Origin of the sequence: Streptococcus infantis (assembly GCF_047465525.1) — a bacterium.
In the GTDB taxonomy this organism is placed as follows: Bacteria; Bacillota; Bacilli; order Lactobacillales; family Streptococcaceae; genus Streptococcus; species Streptococcus infantis_R.
Genome location: NZ_JASGZS010000020.1, coordinates 1 through 19,783, shown reverse-complemented (window position 1 = coordinate 19,783; position 19,783 = coordinate 1). Strand labels below are relative to the sequence as shown.

The window sequence follows — 19,783 nt, the reverse complement described above, 5'->3', positions numbered from 1 at the left end:
CCTTTAAAATACAGATTTCTTGCACTGCCTCTTTCATTTTGTGGTATAATGTAGAATGTTTAAAGATTACATATTAAAAAACAGAGGAGAATGTGCATGCTGAAATGGGATGAACTACCTCAAGAAATGCAATTGAGTGAGGTAAAACCATACTACCAGCTTGTTTCTAAAAGAAAAGGGTCTCTGATTCTCAAGCGTTGTCTAGATTTGGTTCTAGCCTTGGTCTTGTTAATCTTGACTTCACCCGTATTTCTGATTCTAAGCATTTGGATCAAGCTAGATAGCAAGGGCCCAGTCATTTACAAGCAAGTCCGGGTAACCCAGTACAACCGACATTTCAAGATTTGGAAATTCCGGACCATGGTGACCGATGCGGACAAGAAAGGAAGTCTAGTAACTTCTGCCAATGACAGCCGCATCACCAAGGTTGGAAATTTCATTCGCCGTGTTCGTTTGGATGAACTTCCACAATTGGTCAATGTTCTCAAAGGAGAGATGTCCTTTGTGGGAACTCGTCCAGAAGTACCACGCTACACAGAGCAGTATAGCCCAGAAATGATGGCTACCTTGCTCTTGCCAGCAGGGATTACATCGCTTGCCAGCATTAACTATAAGGACGAGGATGCCATTATCAGTCAAATGACTGCAAAAGGTATGTCGGTCGACCAAGCTTATGTCGAAAGAGTCCTTCCAGAAAAGATGCACTATAATCTAGCCTACCTACGTGATTTTAATTTCTTCGGGGATATCAAAATCATGTTCCAGACTGTATTTGAAGTTTTAAAATAAGTAATCACAAGAGTGAATACAGTAAAAGGAGTAAATCAATGCCAAATTACAATATTCCATTTTCACCACCCGATATTACCGAAGCAGAAATTGCTGAAGTAGCAGATACCCTCCGTTCTGGTTGGATCACAACAGGTCCAAAGACAAAAGAATTGGAGCGTCGTCTATCTGCCTATACTCAGACACCTAAGACAGTCTGCCTCAACTCTGCAACAGCAGCTCTTGAATTGATCTTGCGCGTGCTTGAAGTGGGCCCTGGTGATGAAGTTATCGTTCCAGCTATGACTTATACAGCATCATGTAGCGTTATCACTCACGTAGGTGCTACACCAGTTATGGTTGATATCCAAGGTGATACCTTTGAAATGGATTATGACAAGCTTGAGCAAGCGATTACTGAGAAGACTAAGGTTATTATCCCAGTAGAACTTGCAGGGATTATCTGTGACTATGACCGTTTGTTCCAAGTTGTTGAGAAGAAACGTGACCTATTTACAGCTACTAGCAAGTGGCAAAAAGTCTTTAACCGTATCGTTGTTGTATCAGATAGCGCCCATGCTTTGGGATCAACATATAAAGGACAAGCAGCTGGTTCAATCGCTGACTTCACATCATTCTCTTTCCACGCGGTTAAGAACTTCACAACTGCTGAAGGAGGAAGTGCTACTTGGAAAGCTAATCCAGCGATTGACGATGAAGAAATGTACAAGGAATTCCAAATCCTATCTCTGCATGGTCAAACGAAGGATGCGCTAGCTAAGATGCAACTGGGTTCATGGGAATACGATATCGTAACTCCTGCCTACAAGTGCAACATGACGGATATCATGGCTTCAATTGGTTTGGTACAATTGGATCGTTATCCTGGCTTGCTTCAACGTCGTAAAGAAATCGTGACTCGCTATGACCGTGGATTTGCAGGAACTCGTATTCACCCATTGGCGCATGAGACAGATACTGTTGAATCTTGTCGTCACCTTTACGTTACCCATGTAGAAGGTGCTAGTCTCGAGCAACGCAATCAAATTATCCAAGAATTGGCCAAAGCTGGAATCGCAAGTAACGTTCACTACAAACCGCTTCCGCTTTTGACAGCCTACAAGAATCTTGGCTTTGATATAGCAAACTATCCTAAGGCTTATGCCTACTTTGTAAATGAGATTACACTACCACTTCACACCAAATTAACGGATGAAGAAGTGGATTATATCATTGAGACTTTTATCCGAGTTTCTGAAGAAGTTCTAGGCGCTTCACAAAAATAATTAAAAAAATTAGTAAAAAATTAGTGAAAACGGTTGACAAAGAAAAAACAATAACATATAATTAACTCAACAAATCAGAAAAGTAATTATTTTTAATCTTCAGGGAGCCTGTGGTTACTGCGAACAGGTGGTTGGAACTAGTGAAATTGGGCTGATTTTAAAAGTGAATTTGAAACAATGAAAATTCGGTAGGCACACCTTACAGTGCAACTTGTTGTTAGACAAGACAGAGATGTAAAGGGGATATTCTCTTTACAATTGAGGTGGTACCGCGTTACAAACGCCCTCACATGGAAAGATATTCCGTGTGTGGGCTTTTTCTATCCGTCATTTTATTTATCTTTTATTAGGGCGTTAACTGAGAGTAATATTCAAGTTTCACTTGTTCTTTTAGTAAAGGCTGAAATGGTCCCCCAGACCATTTCACTACCAAAAGCAAATAAAAAGTCGGATTCATACAGAAGGAGGAAAATTTTATGACAACTAAAGGATATTTTGGACAATTTGGTGGTAGTTTTGTACCAGAACCAATTCAGGTTTTGCTAGATGAATTGGAAGTGACTTTTGAAAAATACAAGGACGATCCAGAGTTTTTAGCTGAGTTTCGCCATTACTTGAAAGATTATTCAGGTCGCGAAACACCGCTCTATTTTGCAGAAAGCTTGACAGAGCACCTAGGTGGAGCTAAGATTTATCTCAAGCGTGAAGACCTTAACCACCTTGGGTCACACAAACTTAACAATGTCCTTGGACAAATCCTTCTTGCTAAACGTATGGGTAAAAAACGTGTCATTGCCGAAACAGGTGCTGGCCAGCACGGTGTTGCGACAGCTGCAGCTGCAGCTAAGTTTGGTATGGCCTGTGATGTCTATATGGGGGCAGAAGATGTGGAGCGTCAACGTCTCAATGTCTTCCGTATGGAGATGATGGGAGCAACTGTTCACGCAGTTGAAACAGGGACTCGTACCCTCAAAGATGCGGTAGATGCAGCCTTTGGAGCATGGATGAATGACCTTGAAGCCTTCTACGTTTTAGGTTCTGCTGTGGGACCTCACCCTTACCCAACGATTGTTCATGAGTTCCAAAAGGTTATTAGTGAAGAGTCTCGCCGTCAAATCTTGGAAAAAGAAGGACGTCTGCCAGACTACGTCATTGCCTGTGTGGGTGGTGGTTCTAATGCCATCGGTGCCTTTTCACAGTATGTAGCTGATGAAGAAGTTAAATTGGTTGGGGTAGAAGCTGCTGGTCACGGTTTAGATACCGACAAACACGCGGCAACAATGACCAAGGGTAGTGTCGGAATTGTCGATGGAATGAAAACCTATGCAGTCTTTGGTGAAGATGGAAATGTTGCACCTGTTTACTCGATCTCTGCTGGTTTAGACTATCCAGGGGTTGGACCAGAACACGCCTTCTTTAAAGACTCTGGTCGTGTAGAGTATGTCGCAGCGACTGATGAAGAAGCTGTCCAAGCCTTGCTTTTACTTAGCAAGACTGAAGGAATTATCCCTGCTATTGAAAGCTCCCATGCTATCGCAGAAGCAGTCAAACGAGCACCAAAACTAAGTAAAGATGAGATTATCATCATCAATGTTTCTGGTCGTGGAGACAAGGACGTAGCTGCTATTGCAGACTACCTTGAAGCTAAAAAATAAAAGATGGAAAAGATACAGAGATTTCTCTCTCAGAGAGCTTGTGGTTGCTGAAAACAAGCAGAGAAAGCTGTAAAATTGGGTCCATCTGAAAATGAGAGAAGAAAACATGATTCTCAAGGGAGTGCCCTTTATCGCACAGCCTGTTACAAGAAGGTTCTGAGACAGGATTGAGAGATAGGAGAAATCCTATAATTGAGGTGGCACCGCGAATTTCGTCCTCACGCAAGTTATTTTGCGTGGGGATTTTTCATACAGTCGCCACGGACTAGAAGTAGAACTGAAAGGGAAATTACAATGGAACGAATCATTCATGGAGATGTTTTATCACCAATCTTGGCTTATATGCGCTTGAACGGACAACACAAGGTCATACTTGAAAGTATCCCAAGAGAAAAGGAAAATGCTCGATTTTCTATCTTGGTCTATAATCCAGTTTTTGAGATTAAGTTTGAGAATGGAGTTCTTTATCAAAATGGTCAGGTGCTTGATCGTGACCCCTTGGATTTTCTTTACGAAGTGACTCATAAAAGCCATCACCATTCAGACCTACCTTTTGGTGGTGGAGCGATTGGCTTTGTTGGCTATGATATGATTTCTCTTTACGAAGAGATTGGCCAGCTTCCTGAGGATACGATTGGGACGCCAGATATGCATTTCTTTGTTTACGAGAGTTATATGGTATTTGACCACAAGAAAGAAAAAATTCATATCATCGAGGATGCTCTTTACAGTAATCGTAGCAATGATGAACTAGAAATTGCTTTAAATCAGGTTTTAGAGGAGTTAAAAATCCCTGCTCCAAATGAATTTGAAGATTTGGACGTTTCACCACTTCAGTTTAGACCACATATTGCACCTCAGAAATTTGAAGAGATGGTAGAAACAGCTCGCGACTTGATTCGCAATGGAGATATGTTCCAATGCGTGCTCAGTCAACGTTTCTCAGCAGAAGTAACTGGAAATCCTTTTGACTTCTACAGAAATCTCCGAGTGACAAATCCATCAAATTACCTCTACTTTTATGATTTTGGGGATTATCAAATTATCGGTGCTAGTCCAGAAAGTTTGGTTTCTGTCAAAAATGGCATCGTGACAACCAATCCGATTGCGGGAACGCGACCAAGAGGAGCAACGGAAGAAGAGGATAAGGCTTTGGCGACAGATTTACTTTCTGATGAGAAGGAAACAGCAGAACATCGGATGTTGGTAGACTTGGGGCGCAATGATATCGGCCGCATCTCTGAAACAGCCAGTGTCCAAGTCACCAAGTATATGGAAGTGGAACTTTTCCGCTATGTCATGCATTTGACTAGCGTGGTTAAAGGACGTTTGTTACCAGAACTAACTGCCATGGATGCCTTGAAAGCGACTCTTCCGGCTGGAACAGTTTCTGGAGCACCAAAGATTCGGGCCATGAAACGCATATATGAATTAGAAACAGAGAAACGATGCGTCTATGCAGGGGCTATCGGTTACCTATCAGCAACTGGAGATATGGACTTTGCCATTGCAATTCGAACCATGATTCTTAAAAATAAAACAGCCTACGTACAGGCTGGTGCAGGAATTGTTTATGATTCCATCGCTCAGAATGAATACCAAGAAACCATTAATAAAGCTAAATCTATGACTAGAATGGGAGAACTAAGACCATGATTTTATTGATTGATAATTATGATTCATTTACTTATAACCTAGCCCAATACATCGGGAATTTCGCAGAAGTTCAGGTTTTGAGAAATGATGATCCAAACCTTTATGAAGTAGCTACAAAGGCAGATGGACTGGTCTTTTCTCCTGGTCCAGGTTGGCCAGCTGATGCTGGGAAAATGGAAGAAATGATTCGTGATTTTGCAGGTAAGAAACCGATTCTAGGGATTTGTTTGGGGCACCAGGCCATCGCAGAAGTCTTTGGTGGCAAGTTGGGCTTGGCTCCAAAAGTCATGCATGGCAAGCAGAGTCAGATTCGATTTGAGACTCCTTCCGTTCTCTATCAAGAGATTGAGGACAATCGCCCAGTCATGCGTTACCACAGTATTTTAATTGAAGAGATGCCGGAAGAGTTTGAAGTGACAGCTCGTTCGACAGATGACCAAGCTATTATGGGTATTCAACACAAAACCTTGCCGATTTATGGCTTGCAGTATCATCCAGAAAGTATTGGAACGCCAGATGGCCTATCTTCTATTCAGAATTTTATCGAGAAAGTTGTAAAGTGAGGAACACAAAATGAAAGAAATTATTGAAAAATTAGCGAACTTTGAAGATTTATCAAGTGTTGAGATGACAGATGTGATCGAACGCATCGTAACAGGGCGAGTGACAGAAGCACAAATCGCTTCTCTACTGTTAGCTCTCAAGATGAAGGGAGAAACACCTGAAGAAAGAACAGCCCTCGCTCAAGTTATGAGAGGACATGCTCAACACATTCCAACCAACATTCAAGATGCTATGGATAACTGTGGTACGGGTGGAGATAAGTCATTTAGCTTTAACATTTCTACAACTGCAGCCTTTGTCTTAGCAGGTGGTGGCATCCACATGGCTAAACATGGAAATCGTTCTATTTCTTCTAAATCTGGTTCAGCAGATGTCTTGCAAGCTTTGGGAATCAATATTGACCTCAAGCCAGCACAATTGGGTAAGGTATTTGATCAAACAGGAATTGTCTTTCTCTTCGCCAAAAACATGCACCCAGCTATGAAATATATCATGCCAGCACGCTTGGAGTTGGGAATTCCAACCATCATGAATTTGACAGGCCCACTGATTCACCCAATGGTCTTGGAAACACAGCTTCTAGGAATCAGTCGTCCTGAACTTCTGGAAAGTACTGCTCAGGTTTTGAAAAACATGGGTCGCAAACGTGCTATCGTAGTAGCTGGTCCAGAAGGATTAGATGAAGCTGGTTTGAATGGTACTACCAGCATTGCCCTTCTTGAAAATGGTGAAATCACTTTGTCAACCTTTACTCCAGAAGATTTGGGAATGGAACGCATTGCCATTGAGGACATTCGTGGGGGAAATGCGCATGAGAATGCAGCCATCCTTGTCAGCGTTCTTAATAACGAACCAAGTCCATTCTTGGAAACAACCGTTTTAAATGCTGGCCTTGGTTTTTATGCCAATGGTAAAGCAGACAGTATCAAGGACGGAGTTGAAATGGCACGTCAAGTGATTGCCAGTGGTAAGGCCCTTGAAAAACTCAGACTATTACAGGAGTATCAAAGATGAGTCAGGAATTTTTGTCACGTATCTTAGAGCAGAAGGCGCGTGAAGTTGAAACGATGGAACGAGAGGAACTTCAGCCCCTGCGAGCAAGCTATCGTTTGGCTGAATATTTGAAAAAGCATCAAGAACGTCTGCAAATCATTGCAGAGGTCAAGAAGGCGAGTCCAAGTATGGGTGATATCAATCTGGATGTGGATATCCTTCAACAGGCCCAGACTTACGAGGCTAACGGCGCTGTTATGATTTCTGTTCTGACAGATGAGGTTTTCTTCAAAGGTCATTTGGATTACCTTCGTGAGATTTCCAGTCAGGTACAGATTCCGACTTTAAACAAGGATTTTATTATCGATGAAAAGCAAATCATCCGTGCTCGCAATGCAGGTGCGACAGTTATCTTGCTCATCGTAGCGGCTTTATCAGAGGAACGCCTCAAGGAACTGTATGACTATGCGACAGAGCTTGGACTAGAAGTGTTAGTGGAAACTCATAATCTAGAAGAACTAGAAGTGGCTCACCGCCTTGGAGCTCAAATTATCGGTGTGAATAATCGTAATTTGACTACCTTTGAAGTTGACTTGCAGACTAGTGTAGACTTGGCCAAACACTTCAAGGACGATTGCTTGTATATTTCTGAATCTGCCATTTTTACAGGAGAGGATGCGAAACGTGTTGCACCCTACTTTAACGGAATTTTGGTGGGAACAGCTCTGATGCAAGCAGAAGATGTCGCCCAGAGAATCAAGGAGTTGCAGATTGACAAAGGTTAAGATTTGTGGACTATCGACCAAAGGGGCGGTAGAAACAGCTGTGTCAGCAGGGGCTGACTATATTGGTTTTGTCTTCGCACCCAGTAAAAGACAGGTGACCTTGGAACAAGCAACAGAACTGGCTGAGATTATTCCTACATATGTAAAAAAAGTTGGCGTATTTGTTTCACCAAGTCGGGAAGAATTACTAGAAGCGATTGAAAAGGTTGGCTTGGACTTGGTGCAGGTTCATGGTCAGGTGGCGGATGATTTGTTTGAGGATTTGCCTTGTGCCAGCATTCAGGCTGTTCAAGTAGATGGGGATGGGCATGTACCCAATTCTCAGGCAGACTATCTCCTCTTTGATGCACCTGTGGCAGGAAGTGGTCAGACCTTTGATTGGGGGCAACTGGATACGACAGAATTATCTCAGCCTTTCTTCATTGCAGGCGGGCTAAATGAGGACAATGTAGAAGAAGCTATTCAACACTTTACCCCCTTTGCAGTAGATGTATCAAGTGGGGTAGAGACAGACGGACAAAAAGATCATGAAAAGATTAGAAGATTTATAGAGAGGGTAAAGCATGGCATATCAAGAACCAAATAAAGATGGATTTTATGGGAAATTCGGTGGACGTTTTGTCCCAGAAACATTGATGACAGCAGTTTTAGAGTTGGAGAAGTCCTATCGTGAAAGTCAGGCAGATCCAAGTTTCCAAGAGGAGTTAAACCAACTTTTGCGCCAGTATGTAGGTCGCGAAACTCCTCTTTACTACGCAAAAAACTTGACCCAGCATATCGGCGGAGCCAAGATTTATCTTAAACGTGAAGACCTCAACCATACAGGTGCCCACAAGATTAACAATGCCTTAGGACAAGTTTTACTGGCTAAACGCATGGGCAAGAAGAAAATAATTGCTGAAACAGGTGCCGGTCAACATGGTGTGGCAACTGCAACAGCTGCGGCTCTCTTTAACATGGAATGTACCATTTACATGGGTGAGGAAGATGTCAAGCGCCAAGCCCTCAATGTCTTTCGTATGGAACTTTTGGGTGCCAAGGTAGAGGCTGTGACAGATGGTTCTCGCGTGCTCAAGGATGCGGTCAATGCAGCCCTTCGTTCATGGGTGGCAAATATCGATGATACCCACTATATCCTAGGTTCAGCCTTGGGGCCCCATCCTTTCCCAGAAATTGTTCGTGATTTCCAAAGTGTTATCGGACGAGAAGCCAAACAACAGTACCGTGAATTGACAGGTGAAAATTTACCAGATGCCCTAGTAGCCTGTGTTGGTGGTGGATCTAATGCCATCGGACTTTTCCATCCATTTGTGGAAGATAAGTCAGTGGCTATGTATGGAGCTGAAGCAGCAGGACTAGGTGTGGATACAGAGCATCATACAGCAACCTTGACCAAGGGTCGTCCAGGTGTTCTCCACGGATCTCTCATGGATGTGCTCCAAGATGCCCATGGTCAAATTCTTGAAGCCTTCTCTATCTCAGCAGGTTTGGACTATCCTGGTATCGGTCCAGAACATTCTCACTACCACGACATCAAGCGTGCCAGCTATGTTCCTGTGACTGACGAAGAAGCCTTGGAAGGTTTCCAACTCTTGTCTCGTGTGGAAGGGATTATCCCGGCCTTGGAATCAAGCCATGCTATCGCCTTTGCGGTGAAATTGGCCAAAGAACTTGGCTCAGACAAATCCATGATTGTCTGTCTATCAGGTCGTGGGGACAAGGATGTGGTTCAAGTCAAAGACCGCTTGGAAGCAGATGCAGCAAAGAAGGGAGAAGCTCATGCCTAAGACATTAACAGAAAAATTGAATGCTATAAAAGCAGCTGGAAAAGGAATTTTTGTTCCTTACATCATGGCTGGAGACCACGAGAAAGGTTTGGATGGACTAGGAGAAACAATCCACTTTTTAGAAGATTTGGGTGTCTCAGCCATTGAAGTGGGCATTCCCTTTTCAGACCCAGTTGCAGATGGACCTGTTATCGAAGAAGCTGGCTTGCGCAGTCTAGCTCATGGGACTTCGACACAAGCTTTGGTTGAAACTTTGAAAACCATTCAAACAGAGGTGTCACTTGTTATCATGACCTACTTCAACCCCCTCTTTCAGTATGGTGTGGAGAACTTTGTCAAAGATTTGGCAGATACAGCGGTTAAGGGATTGATTATCCCAGACCTGCCTCATGAACATGCTAATTTCGTAGAGCCATTTTTGGCAGATACAGATATCGCCTTGATTCCTCTAGTTAGTTTGACGACAGGAATTGAGCGCCAGAAGGAGTTGATTGAAGGGGCAGAAGGTTTCGTCTATGCCGTTGCTATCAATGGGGTCACAGGGAAGTCAGGAAATTACCGAGATGATTTGGACAAGCACTTGTTTCAACTCCATCAAGTAGCTGATATTCCAGTCTTGACAGGATTTGGTGTATCCACACAGGCTGATGTGGAACGCTTCAATGCTGTATCAGATGGAGTCATCGTCGGTTCCAAGATTGTTAAGGCTCTGTATGAAGGACAAGTAGCAGAAATCGCTGACTTTATCCGAGAAGCAGTAGCTTACCAAAAATAATCATACAAGCAGCCAGCAAGAGGAAAGGCACGAAGGGAAGTCTTTCCTTTTTCTTTAGCAGGAGAAAGGCTAGAATGCCGGTTGTGGAGGCAAATTGGATTAAAATCAACATTTCAGTTAGGTTAAAAATAAGGGTGCAAGAAGCAAGAAAGAGAAAATCACCTGCTCCTATGCGGATATCGATGAAATGAGCAATGATTCCAAAAATCAAGAAGAAAGCCATGATTAGATTCCAACTAGAGCAAATCATGAGGATTAAGTGAAAAATTAGCCAGACGATCAAGGGATATTCTTGATGACGAAGGTCATAAATTCCCAAAGTTAAGCCGGCAGTTACCAGGATGACTTGACCTAAGGTTAGAATTTCCCAAGAAAAAGCTAGAAAGAGCAGTCCAAAGCACAACTCAAAGAAAGCATACCAGAAAGGATAGTGAACCTTGCAGTAGCGACAGCGAAAGCGATTGAATATCTGGGACACAATCGGAATCAAATCTAGTGGTCTCAAGCGAGTCTGACAAGAATCACAGTGACTTGCAGGAAAAACAATGGATTGTTCAGGGAAGCGATCGATGACTAAGCCTAGAAAGGAAGCAAGAATCGTTCCAACAAGAAAAAAATAAAGATGAATCATACTTATTTATTCGGAAAAAATAAGAGAAAGAGTATAATAGTTGGATATAGGAGAAGTTATGGGAGCAAATATGAAAATTCACTTTGAAAAAGGACTTCAGATAGAAAATGCCCAACTCATTTGTCAGTGGTCTAATGCTTTGGGAGAAAGTTTTCAGAAGCAATGGATGGGACCAAAGATTTCTTATCCCTTGATTGCCCAATCCTTGCAAAAGATGGAAGGGATTTTTTCCATTTTTGTTGGAGAAGAGTTTGTAGGCATCATCCAGAAAATCAAACTAGAAGATAAAAATCTTCATATTGGAAGATTTCTCATAGCTCCACAGAAGCAGGGAAAAGGAATAGGTCGAAAAGCTTTCCAAGGCTTCGTTCAAGAAATATTTGGAAATGAAGAAATTGAGAGTATTTCCCTAACGGTTTTTGAGTCAAATCAAATAGCTAGAGACCTCTACCACAAAGAGGGATTTGAAATTATTCAAACCATTGAAGTTCCTGAACGAAAATACAGAATGAAAAAATCTAGATAAGAACTAAATTACACTAGGAACTGTCCCCTTACAATTTTTAATTCTCAAACTTGTTGCAGAGAAATTTTCTTGATAAAATAGATACATGACTAGATATAAAGCTGTAATTTCCTATGATGGCCACGCCTTTGCTGGTTTCCAGAGGCAACCTCACGCGCGTAGTGTCCAAGAGGAAATTGAAAAAACTTTAACCAAATTAAATAAAGGACAAGCTATTACCATTCATGGCGCTGGGCGAACGGACAGTGGTGTTCATGCTTTAGGACAGGTCATCCACTTTGATCTTCCCTATCAGATGGATGAGGAAAAACTTCGCTTTGCTCTTGATACCCAAAGTCCTGAAGATATCGATGTGATTTCGATTGAGATTGTGGCCGATGATTTTCATTGCCGTTATGCCAAGCATAGCAAGACCTACGAGTTTATCGTGGATAGAGGACGTCCTAAAAATCCCATGCGTCGCCATTATGCGACTCATTATCCCTATTCACTCGATGTGGAGCGGATGCAACTTGCTGTAAAAAAACTGGAGGGAACACATGATTTTACTGGTTTTACGGCATCAGGGACTAGTGTTGAAGACAAGGTAAGAACGATTACGGAAGCTAGTCTTAGGGTTGATGAAACAGGGCAGTTTTTGACCTTTACATTCTCTGGCAATGGCTTCCTCTATAAGCAGATTCGAAATATGGTTGGAACCCTGCTGAAAATTGGTAACAATCGGATGCCGATTGAACAGATTGACCTCATCTTGGAGAAAAAAGATAGACAGTTGGCTGGCCCAACTGCAGCACCCAATGGTTTGTATTTAAAGGAGATTCGTTATGAAGAATAATCGTATTTTAGCACTTTCAGGAAATGATATTTTTAGTGGTGGTGGATTGGCTGCTGACCTTGCAACCTACACCTTGAATGGCTTGCATGGTTTTGTAGCCATGACCTGCTTGACTGCTTTGACAGAAAATGGCTTTGAAGTCTTTCCAACTGATGAAACTATTTTCCAACAACAGTTGGATAGCCTCAAGAGTGTAGACTTTGGAGGGATTAAGATTGGTCTCTTGCCGACAGTCGGTGTTGCTGAAAAAGCATTGAATTTCATTAAGGAAAGATCAGGAGTTCCAGTAGTCTTGGACCCTGTATTGGTTTGTAAGGAAAGGCACGACGTTGCAGTTAGTGAGCTCTGTCAAGAGTTGATTCACTTTTTCCCTTATGTATCAGTGATTACTCCGAATCTTCCTGAGGCAGAGTTGCTTGCAGACCAAAAGATTGAAAGTCTGGAAGATATGAAGGCTGCAGCGCAGAAATTACATGATTTGGGTGCACCAGCAGTGATTATCAAGGGTGGAAATCGCCTCAGTCAGGATAAGGCTGTGGATGTCTTTTATGATGGGGAGAATTTCACTATTCTTGAAAATCCAGTCATCCAAGGACAAAATGCTGGTGCAGGATGTACCTTTGCATCAAGTATTGCTAGTCAGTTAGTCAAGGGAGAGGAACTATTACCAGCAATTGAAACTTCCAAAGCCTTTGTTTACCGTGCCATTGCACAAGCAGATCAATATGGAGTGAGACAGTATGAAGCAAACCAAAACAACTAAAATCGCCCTAGTATCTATCTTGGCAGCTAGTTCTATCGTATTGGGGTATTTTATAAAAATCCCGACACCAACTGGATTTCTAACACTTTTGGACGTTGGAGTCTTCTTCACGGCCTTTTACTTTGGCAGTCGTGAAGGGGCCGTTGTTGGAGGTTTAGCAGGATTTCTTATTGACCTCATTTCAGGCTACCCTCAGTGGATGATTTTTAGCTTAATTAACCATGGTTTACAAGGCTATTTTGCAGGTTTTAAAGGAAAATGGCAATGGCTAGGCTTAGTCTTGGCGACTATTCTCATGGTAGCTGGCTATGCCTTGGCATCAGCTTGGATGAATGGTTGGGGAGCAGCTATTCCAGAAATCATCCCAAATCTCCTGCAAAATATCGTAGGAATGACTCTAGGTTTTCTTCTTTGTCATAGTGTAAAGAAATTCAGATAATAGTGAAAAAAGGAAACCTACCCCGAACTATTAGGGAACTATTGAAAAAACTCTGATTATTTGCTAAAATGAAAGCTATGAAAACACTCTACGATGTGCAACAATTTCTCAAACAGTTTGGTATCATTGTCTATATGGGAAAACGTCTCTATGACATTGAACTGATGAAGATTGAGCTATCTCGAATCTATGATGCAGGCTTGATGGACAAGCTGGATTATCTTGAAGCGGAGGCTGTTCTTCGCAGAGAGCACAAACTAGAATTAGACTATTTAGAAAAAAATGGAGATTAGGTAATATGGTAACTTGGGTATTATGGGGACTTATTATAGCGATGTTGGCTTGGATGGGATATAACTATCTTCGCATTCGTCGTGCAGCGAAAATTGTAGACAATGCAGAGTTTGAGTCTTTGATTCGTACAGGTCAGTTGATTGATTTGCGTGATCCAGCTGACTTCCACAGAAAACATATCCTCGGAGCTCGTAATATTCCTTCAAATCAATTGAAGACAAGTCTTGCAGCTCTTCGCAAGGATAAACCTGTCCTTCTCTATGAAAACCAACGTGCGCAACGTGTCACAAACGCAGCACTTTTCTTGAAAAAACAAGGTTTCTCAGAAATCTATATCCTCTCTTACGGATTGGATTCTTGGACAGGGAAAGTAAAAGTTGAAAAATAAGAAATGGCGGTGTGACAGAAATCGATAGACAAAGTCTCGATTTCGTAGTCCCAGCCCCGCGAGGATGATTAGGAGCTTTTTGGAGTCTAAAAGACGAACAAAAAGTTCAATCAGCAACCGCGTCAAAGTTTGATTGCTAATAAAAAGTGAGGTCGGGATCTTTTGTCCCAACCTCATTTTTTAACCACTTTTTCTAAGAAAGTCACGAATGATTGCCAATTCTTGTGAATTTAGATGTCGATAGTCGCTTTCTTGGAGATTGTCATCAAGACTCCAAGGGCCAAAATGGATGCGTTTTAGAGCAGTAACCTTGACACCGACTGAGAGGAACATTTTTTTGACCTGATGAAATTTCCCCTCAGAGATGGTAATGGTGGCTTGGCTGAGACTAGGACTTGAGGATAAAATCTCAAGTTGAGCAGGTTTACAGATAGTTCCATCGAGAAAGACAATCCCATCTTTAAACTCTTGAATATGGTCGGGAGTTAGTGGCCCATTGACCTCTACTTGGTAAGTTTTATCGACATGGTATTGAGGATGGAGGAGTTGAAAACCTAGAGGTCCATTATTCGTTAAGAGAAGGAGCCCCGTCGTATCTCGATCCAGACGACCGATGGCGTAGAGTTGCTCTGACTGGAGATGCTGAGGAAGGAGGTCCATGACCGTTGGGAGTTTCTTATCCTTGCTTGCAGTCACGACTCCATTTGGCTTATGGAGCATGAGGTAGGTGTGTTCATATCCTTGGATTTTTCTATCTTTGAAAATCAGCTCTTGCAACCCTGTATCAACATTCTGTGCAAGGGAACTTGCAGGGAGTCCATCTACAAAGATTTCTTTTTTCAGAAGAGCTTGTTTCATGGCTTTTCGACTGATTTTTTCCTGGGCTAATAATTTATCTAAACGCATACCAGCCTATCTTATCACAAGTCAGGATTTTTGAAAAGAAAAGAGAAGGAATGAATTTTCTTTTGAAAACATTTACACTTGCTTGAATTAAGTCATTTGCTTAAAATTGTGGTATAATCGTTCAGTTAGAAAATAAATTTTTGAATACAATAGAGGAAATCATGACAAAATTAAGAGAAGATATCCGTAATATCGCGATTATCGCCCACGTCGACCACGGTAAAACTACCCTCGTTGACGAATTGTTGAAACAATCTGAAACTCTTGACGCGCGTACAGAATTAGCTGAGCGTGCAATGGACTCAAACGATATCGAAAAAGAGCGTGGAATCACTATCCTTGCGAAAAATACAGCAGTTGCCTACAACGGAACTCGTATCAACATCATGGACACACCAGGACACGCGGACTTCGGTGGAGAAGTTGAGCGTATCATGAAAATGGTTGACGGTGTTGTTTTGGTCGTAGATGCCTACGAAGGAACTATGCCACAGACTCGTTTCGTATTGAAAAAAGCCTTGGAACAAGACCTTGTGCCTATCGTTGTGGTTAACAAAATTGACAAGCCATCAGCTCGTCCAGCAGAAGTAGTGGATGAAGTCTTGGAACTTTTCATCGAGCTTGGTGCTGATGATGACCAGCTTGACTTCCCAGTTGTTTATGCGTCAGCTATCAACGGAACATCTTCATTGTCAGATGATCCAGCTGACCAAGAAGCTACTATGGCTCCAATCTTTGACACAATTATCGACCATATCCCAGCTCCAGTAGATAACTCAGATGAGCCTTTGCAGTTCCAAGTGTCACTTTTGGACTACAATGACTTCGTTGGACGTATTGGTATCGGTCGTGTCTTCCGTGGTACTGTTAAGGTTGGGGACCAAGTTACCCTTTCTAAACTTGATGGTACAACTAAAAACTTCCGTGTTACAAAGCTTTTCGGTTTCTTTGGTTTGGAGCGTCGTGAAATCCAAGAAGCAAAAGCTGGTGACTTGATTGCCGTTTCAGGTATGGAAGATATCTTTGTCGGTGAAACCATTACTCCGACAGATGCAATTGAAGCTCTTCCAATCCTACACATTGATGAGCCAACTCTTCAAATGACTTTCTTGGTCAACAACTCACCATTTGCTGGTAAAGAAGGTAAATGGGTAACTTCTCGTAAGGTAGAAGAGCGCCTTCAAGCTGAGTTGCAAACAGACGTTTCTCTTCGCGTTGACCCAACTGACTCACCAGATAAATGGACTGTTTCAGGACGTGGAGAATTGCACTTGTCAATCCTTATCGAAACAATGCGTCGTGAGGGATATGAACTTCAAGTATCTCGTCCAGAAGTTATCGTCAAAGAAATCGATGGTGTTAAATGTGAGCCATTTGAACGTGTTCAAATCGACACTCCAGAAGAATACCAAGGATCTGTTATCCAAAGCCTTTCTGAACGTAAAGGTGAAATGTTGGATATGATTTCAACTGGTAATGGTCAAACTCGTTTGGTCTTCCTTGTGCCAGCGCGTGGTTTGATTGGATACTCAACTGAGTTCTTGTCAATGACTCGTGGTTACGGTATCATGAACCATACCTTCGACCAATACTTGCCATTGATTCCAGGGGAAATTGGTGGTCGTCACCGTGGTGCCCTTGTTTCTATCGATGCTGGTAAGGCTACAACTTACTCAATCATGTCTATCGAAGAACGTGGAACTATCTTTGTCAACCCAGGTACTGAGGTTTACGAAGGAATGATTATCGGTGAAAACTCTCGTGAAAATGACTTGACAGTTAACATCACTAAGGCGAAACAAATGACTAACGTTCGTTCAGCTACTAAGGACCAAACAGCTGTAATCAAGACTCCTCGTATCTTGACACTTGAAGAGTCACTTGAGTTTTTGAACGACGACGAGTACATGGAAGTAACGCCTGAGTCTATCCGTTTGCGTAAACAAATTCTTAACAAGGCAGAGCGTGAGAAAGCTAACAAGAAGAAAAAATCAGCTGAATAAGAGCTAGAAAGAGCAGAAAATGGTCTATTTAATCATAGGGATTTTATTACTCTTACTCTATATATTTGCGACACCTCAAAGTATCAAGGGAACGGTTAATATTGTAATTCTTGTTTTTGGTCTCGTTTCCCTCGTGATTTTGCTCATGTTGTCCATCCTGCAAATCTTTCAGCTACCAACAGAATTCTTTATCACAGTAGCCATGCTGGTCCTTACGTATTTTAGTTTGCGAGATATATCTTTAATGTCGGTGAAAAAGAGATAGGTATGTGGCTTTGGAGTTCTATTAGGATTCGGTAAATATTTTGATAAAACATAACTACCACAAGTGAAGTCAGTAAAACTGAGTTTACTTGTGGTTTTTGCTTTGTATAATCTAGAAATTTAGGCTCTTTAAGCTTCATCGGCCTCCTACTTTCATTCACTAGATTTTTATTAAGTAGCAGATAATAGAAGAACTTCTGGGAGGAAATCACGTTCTTATTGTGAATGTTTACAAAGGATACGGATGGATTTCTTTAAAATTGGATAAAGAAGCTAGATATGGCAATTTTATTATTCAAATCTTTTGTAGGCGTTTACTATTTTTGATATACTGGGAAAAGGAATAGATACGAAATTGGAGTTTGTCATGAAGAAACATCATTTTAAAGCAAAACAACGCTTTTCTTTGAGAAAGTATGCAGTAGGAACTTGTTCCGTCTTATTGGGAACGAGTTTGTTTTTTGTAGGCACAGGTGGAAATTCCGTGCTTGCAGAGGAAAGAATTCCTCAGCTAGTGTCACACTATGTGGAAGATAAAGATCTTCCTGAATCTTTGAAGGCTGAACTACGTTGGTTTGAAGAGAATGCTATCCAAGTGGAGGAAGGTAAGGATTATTACTTCGTCTACCGTAAGTCTGCTACTAAGTTACCTGATACTGGCTTGTTTTCAAATGCCATTCTGCCTGTGCTGGGTACAGGAATCTTGCTGGTTTCACTCACTCTCATTAAAAAGAGAAAGGGAGCCTCTCTCTTTCTAGTGACAGTTTTGGCTGTAGGTGGGACTGCACTATCAGTTTCTGCCTTGGAGAACTTAGTAGAGCTTCGTCCAGCTCTTGTCAAAACAGTTGCAGGAGAATTTTTGCCTAGACCTGAAAAGATTGAGGGTTATGAATTTACAGGCTATTATTTTGTAAGCGGGAATGGAGAAGTTTCTAGAAATGAAAATACAAAACCTCATTCTCCACAAGCAGATAAAGTAGAATCCACCTCAACCCCAAGCGAAGGTGCTCCGAGCTTGGTCGAGGTGAAGCCAGAGCTTGAAGTTACGACAGAAGCCATTGCTTATGATACTATTTATCAGGACGATCCGGACTTGCTCAAGGGTCAAACCCGTGTCATCAGAGCAGGCGTTGCAGGCGAGCGCACGATTTTAACGGAAGTGACGACTGTAGATGGTAAGGCAGACCGCCAGGTCAAATCCAATACTGTAACCTTAGAACCAATTTCAGAAATCATCTCGGTAGGCACTAAGGTAGAGCACACCTCAATTCCAAGTGAAGGTGTTCCAAGTTTAGAAGAGGTGAAGCCAGAGCTTGAAGTTACGACAGAAGCCATTGCTTATGATACTATTCATCAGGAAGATCCGGACTTGCTTAAGGGTGAAACTCGCCTTATTCGAGCAGGCGTAGCAGGTGAGCGCACGATCTTAACGGAAGTGATGACTGTGGATGGCAAGGAAGACCGCCAAGTCAAATCCAATACTGTGACTTTGGAGCCAATTTCCGAAATCATAGCAGTAGGCACTAAGGTAGAATCCACTTCAATTCCAAGTGAAGGTTCTCCAAGCTTGGTCGAGGTGAAACCAGAGCTTGAAGTTACGACAGAAGCGGTTGCTTACGATACTATTCATCAGGACGATCCAGACTTGCTTAAGGGTGAAACTCGCCTTATTCGAGCAGGCGTAGCAGGTGAGCGCACTATCTTAACGGAAGTGACGACTGTAGATGGTAAGGAGGTCCGTCAAGTCAAATCCAACACTGTAACCTTAGAACCAGTTACCGAAATCATAGCAGTAGGCACTAAGGTAGAATCCACCTCAACCCCAAGCGAAGGTACTCCAAGCTTGGTCGAGGTGAAGCCAGAGCTTGAAGTAACGACAGAAGCCATTGTCTATGACACTGTTTATCAGGACGATCCAGACTTGCTTAAGGGTCAAACCCGTGTCATTCAAGCAGGTGTTGCAGGTGAGCGTACTATCTTAACGGCAGTCACGACTGTAGATGGCAAGGAAGACCGCCAAGTCAAATCCAACACTGTAACCTTGGCGCCAGTTACCGAAATCATCGCAGTAGGCACTAAGGTAGAATCCACCTCAATCCCAAGTGAGGGAGCACCAAGTTTGGTCGAGGTGAAACCAGAGCTAGAGGTCACGACAGAAGCCGTTGCCTATGATACTATTCATCAGGACGATCCGTACTTGCTCAAGGGTCAAACCCGTGTCATTCAAGCAGGAGTAGCAGGCGAGCGCACTATTTTAACGGAAGTGACGACTGTAGATGGCAAGGAAGTCCGCCAAGTCAAATCCAACACTGTAACCTTAGAACCAGTTACCGAAATCATCGCAGTAGGCACTAAGGTAGAATCCACCTCAATCCCAAGTGAGGGAGCACCAAGCTTGGTCGAGGTGAAACCAGAGCTAGAGGTCACGACAGAAGCCGTTGCCTATGACACAATTCATCAGGAAA

General features: G+C 42.4%; 21 protein-coding genes and 2 other annotated features. Of the genes, 19 read left to right on the top strand and 2 right to left on the bottom strand.

Features of this window, described 5'->3' with window-relative positions:
- The first annotated feature begins 96 nt into the window (after positions 1-96).
- From QM374_RS07845 to trpA, 10 genes are all read left to right on the top strand, one after another.
- Positions 97-789: a sugar transferase gene (locus tag QM374_RS07845; protein WP_049509748.1), complete on the top strand. Its 693-nt coding sequence runs from the start codon at positions 97-99 to the stop codon at positions 787-789.
- Positions 790-827: 38 nt separating this feature from the next.
- Positions 828-2,054: a DegT/DnrJ/EryC1/StrS family aminotransferase gene (locus QM374_RS07840; RefSeq protein ID WP_414311390.1), complete on the top strand. Its 1,227-nt coding sequence runs from the start codon at positions 828-830 to the stop codon at positions 2,052-2,054.
- A gap of 60 nt (positions 2,055-2,114) precedes the next feature.
- Positions 2,115-2,345, top strand: a binding site (T-box leader).
- 185 nt (positions 2,346-2,530) lie between these two features.
- On the top strand, positions 2,531-3,709 hold the full coding sequence (trpB, locus tag QM374_RS07835) for a tryptophan synthase subunit beta (RefSeq protein WP_075230604.1): 1,179 nt from the start codon (positions 2,531-2,533) through the stop codon (positions 3,707-3,709).
- Positions 3,700-3,932: a binding site (T-box leader), on the top strand. It overlaps the preceding gene by 10 nt.
- Before the next feature lie 71 nt (positions 3,933-4,003).
- Positions 4,004-5,365, top strand: a complete 1,362-nt coding sequence (trpE, locus tag QM374_RS07830) for an anthranilate synthase component I (protein WP_414311389.1) — start codon at positions 4,004-4,006, stop codon at positions 5,363-5,365.
- Entirely contained in the window at positions 5,362-5,928 is a 567-nt protein-coding gene (locus QM374_RS07825; protein ID WP_414311388.1) for an aminodeoxychorismate/anthranilate synthase component II, read from the top strand. Before trpE ends, QM374_RS07825 begins: the two co-directional genes overlap by 4 nt.
- Positions 5,929-5,938: 10 nt before the next feature.
- Positions 5,939-6,943: an anthranilate phosphoribosyltransferase gene (trpD, locus tag QM374_RS07820; RefSeq protein ID WP_006152760.1), complete on the top strand. Its 1,005-nt coding sequence runs from the start codon at positions 5,939-5,941 to the stop codon at positions 6,941-6,943.
- A complete protein-coding gene (trpC, locus tag QM374_RS07815; protein ID WP_414311387.1) occupies positions 6,940-7,707 on the top strand; it encodes an indole-3-glycerol phosphate synthase TrpC in 768 nt (255 codons plus the stop codon). Before trpD ends, trpC begins: the two co-directional genes overlap by 4 nt.
- Complete coding sequence (locus tag QM374_RS07810) at positions 7,694-8,293, top strand: phosphoribosylanthranilate isomerase (protein WP_414311386.1); 600 nt, start codon at positions 7,694-7,696, stop codon at positions 8,291-8,293. The genes trpC and QM374_RS07810 overlap by 14 nt, the downstream gene beginning before the upstream one ends.
- Complete coding sequence (trpB, locus tag QM374_RS07805; protein ID WP_414311385.1) at positions 8,271-9,494, top strand: tryptophan synthase subunit beta; 1,224 nt, start codon at positions 8,271-8,273, stop codon at positions 9,492-9,494. The genes QM374_RS07810 and trpB (QM374_RS07805) overlap by 23 nt, the downstream gene beginning before the upstream one ends.
- On the top strand, positions 9,487-10,269 hold the full coding sequence (trpA, locus tag QM374_RS07800; protein WP_414311384.1) for a tryptophan synthase subunit alpha: 783 nt from the start codon (positions 9,487-9,489) through the stop codon (positions 10,267-10,269). Before trpB (QM374_RS07805) ends, trpA begins: the two co-directional genes overlap by 8 nt.
- On the opposite strand, the gene QM374_RS07795 is transcribed toward trpA, so the two are convergent.
- A complete protein-coding gene (locus QM374_RS07795; protein WP_414311383.1) occupies positions 10,238-10,900 on the bottom strand; it encodes a prepilin peptidase in 663 nt (220 codons plus the stop codon). The two genes, trpA and QM374_RS07795, sit on opposite strands and share 32 nt — an antisense overlap.
- Before the next feature lie 70 nt (positions 10,901-10,970).
- Between QM374_RS07795 and QM374_RS07790 the strand changes: the two genes are divergently transcribed.
- From QM374_RS07790 to QM374_RS07765, 6 genes are all read left to right on the top strand, one after another.
- Entirely contained in the window at positions 10,971-11,426 is a 456-nt protein-coding gene (locus QM374_RS07790) for a GNAT family N-acetyltransferase (protein WP_414311407.1), read from the top strand.
- Positions 11,427-11,511: 85 nt separating this feature from the next.
- Complete coding sequence (gene truA, locus QM374_RS07785) at positions 11,512-12,261, top strand: tRNA pseudouridine(38-40) synthase TruA (protein ID WP_414311382.1); 750 nt, start codon at positions 11,512-11,514, stop codon at positions 12,259-12,261.
- The gene (locus tag QM374_RS07780) at positions 12,251-13,024 is read left to right on the top strand and encodes a bifunctional hydroxymethylpyrimidine kinase/phosphomethylpyrimidine kinase (protein ID WP_414311381.1); all 774 of its coding nucleotides are present in this window, start codon (positions 12,251-12,253) and stop codon (positions 13,022-13,024) included. Before truA ends, QM374_RS07780 begins: the two co-directional genes overlap by 11 nt.
- Positions 13,002-13,463, top strand: coding sequence for an ECF transporter S component (locus tag QM374_RS07775; RefSeq protein WP_414311380.1), 462 nt, complete (start codon positions 13,002-13,004; stop codon positions 13,461-13,463). Before QM374_RS07780 ends, QM374_RS07775 begins: the two co-directional genes overlap by 23 nt.
- A 68-nt stretch (positions 13,464-13,531) precedes the next feature.
- Positions 13,532-13,756, top strand: a complete 225-nt coding sequence (locus tag QM374_RS07770) for a YqgQ family protein (protein WP_000646475.1) — start codon at positions 13,532-13,534, stop codon at positions 13,754-13,756.
- 5 nt (positions 13,757-13,761) lie between these two features.
- Positions 13,762-14,145: a rhodanese-like domain-containing protein gene (locus tag QM374_RS07765; protein WP_414311379.1), complete on the top strand. Its 384-nt coding sequence runs from the start codon at positions 13,762-13,764 to the stop codon at positions 14,143-14,145.
- 180 nt (positions 14,146-14,325) lie between these two features.
- Here QM374_RS07765 and QM374_RS07760 read toward each other — a convergent pair whose 3' ends face one another.
- On the bottom strand, positions 14,326-15,051 hold the full coding sequence (locus QM374_RS07760; RefSeq protein WP_414311378.1) for a pseudouridine synthase: 726 nt from the start codon (positions 15,049-15,051) through the stop codon (positions 14,326-14,328).
- A 161-nt stretch (positions 15,052-15,212) separates the two neighbouring features.
- Here QM374_RS07760 and typA point away from each other — a divergent pair, with 161 nt between their 5' ends.
- The 3 genes from typA to QM374_RS07745 form a co-directional block, all read left to right on the top strand.
- Positions 15,213-17,054, top strand: a complete 1,842-nt coding sequence (gene typA / locus QM374_RS07755; RefSeq protein ID WP_000164108.1) for a translational GTPase TypA — start codon at positions 15,213-15,215, stop codon at positions 17,052-17,054.
- A 19-nt stretch (positions 17,055-17,073) separates the two neighbouring features.
- Positions 17,074-17,319, top strand: a complete 246-nt coding sequence (locus QM374_RS07750; RefSeq protein WP_045763157.1) for a DUF3165 family protein — start codon at positions 17,074-17,076, stop codon at positions 17,317-17,319.
- A gap of 366 nt (positions 17,320-17,685) precedes the next feature.
- Positions 17,686-19,783, top strand: a 2,098-nt coding sequence (locus QM374_RS07745; protein WP_414311377.1) for a G5 domain-containing protein, incomplete at its 3' end; no start/stop codon positions are given.

Coding starts and splice junctions, on each gene's coding strand:
- QM374_RS07790 (WP_414311407.1), top strand. CDS start 10,971: ATGAAAATTCACTTTGAAAAAGGACTTCAGATAGAAAATGCCCAACTC.
- trpD (WP_006152760.1), top strand. CDS start 5,939: ATGAAAGAAATTATTGAAAAATTAGCGAACTTTGAAGATTTATCAAGT.
- trpC (WP_414311387.1), top strand. CDS start 6,940: ATGAGTCAGGAATTTTTGTCACGTATCTTAGAGCAGAAGGCGCGTGAA.
- QM374_RS07795 (WP_414311383.1), bottom strand. CDS start 10,900: ATGATTCATCTTTATTTTTTTCTTGTTGGAACGATTCTTGCTTCCTTT.
- trpE (WP_414311389.1), top strand. CDS start 4,004: ATGGAACGAATCATTCATGGAGATGTTTTATCACCAATCTTGGCTTAT.
- trpB (WP_075230604.1), top strand. CDS start 2,531: ATGACAACTAAAGGATATTTTGGACAATTTGGTGGTAGTTTTGTACCA.
- trpB (WP_414311385.1), top strand. CDS start 8,271: ATGGCATATCAAGAACCAAATAAAGATGGATTTTATGGGAAATTCGGT.
- QM374_RS07750 (WP_045763157.1), top strand. CDS start 17,074: ATGGTCTATTTAATCATAGGGATTTTATTACTCTTACTCTATATATTT.
- truA (WP_414311382.1), top strand. CDS start 11,512: ATGACTAGATATAAAGCTGTAATTTCCTATGATGGCCACGCCTTTGCT.
- QM374_RS07770 (WP_000646475.1), top strand. CDS start 13,532: ATGAAAGCTATGAAAACACTCTACGATGTGCAACAATTTCTCAAACAG.
- QM374_RS07760 (WP_414311378.1), bottom strand. CDS start 15,051: ATGCGTTTAGATAAATTATTAGCCCAGGAAAAAATCAGTCGAAAAGCC.
- QM374_RS07780 (WP_414311381.1), top strand. CDS start 12,251: ATGAAGAATAATCGTATTTTAGCACTTTCAGGAAATGATATTTTTAGT.
- QM374_RS07765 (WP_414311379.1), top strand. CDS start 13,762: ATGGTAACTTGGGTATTATGGGGACTTATTATAGCGATGTTGGCTTGG.
- QM374_RS07840 (WP_414311390.1), top strand. CDS start 828: ATGCCAAATTACAATATTCCATTTTCACCACCCGATATTACCGAAGCA.
- typA (WP_000164108.1), top strand. CDS start 15,213: ATGACAAAATTAAGAGAAGATATCCGTAATATCGCGATTATCGCCCAC.
- QM374_RS07845 (WP_049509748.1), top strand. CDS start 97: ATGCTGAAATGGGATGAACTACCTCAAGAAATGCAATTGAGTGAGGTA.
- QM374_RS07825 (WP_414311388.1), top strand. CDS start 5,362: ATGATTTTATTGATTGATAATTATGATTCATTTACTTATAACCTAGCC.
- QM374_RS07775 (WP_414311380.1), top strand. CDS start 13,002: ATGAAGCAAACCAAAACAACTAAAATCGCCCTAGTATCTATCTTGGCA.
- trpA (WP_414311384.1), top strand. CDS start 9,487: ATGCCTAAGACATTAACAGAAAAATTGAATGCTATAAAAGCAGCTGGA.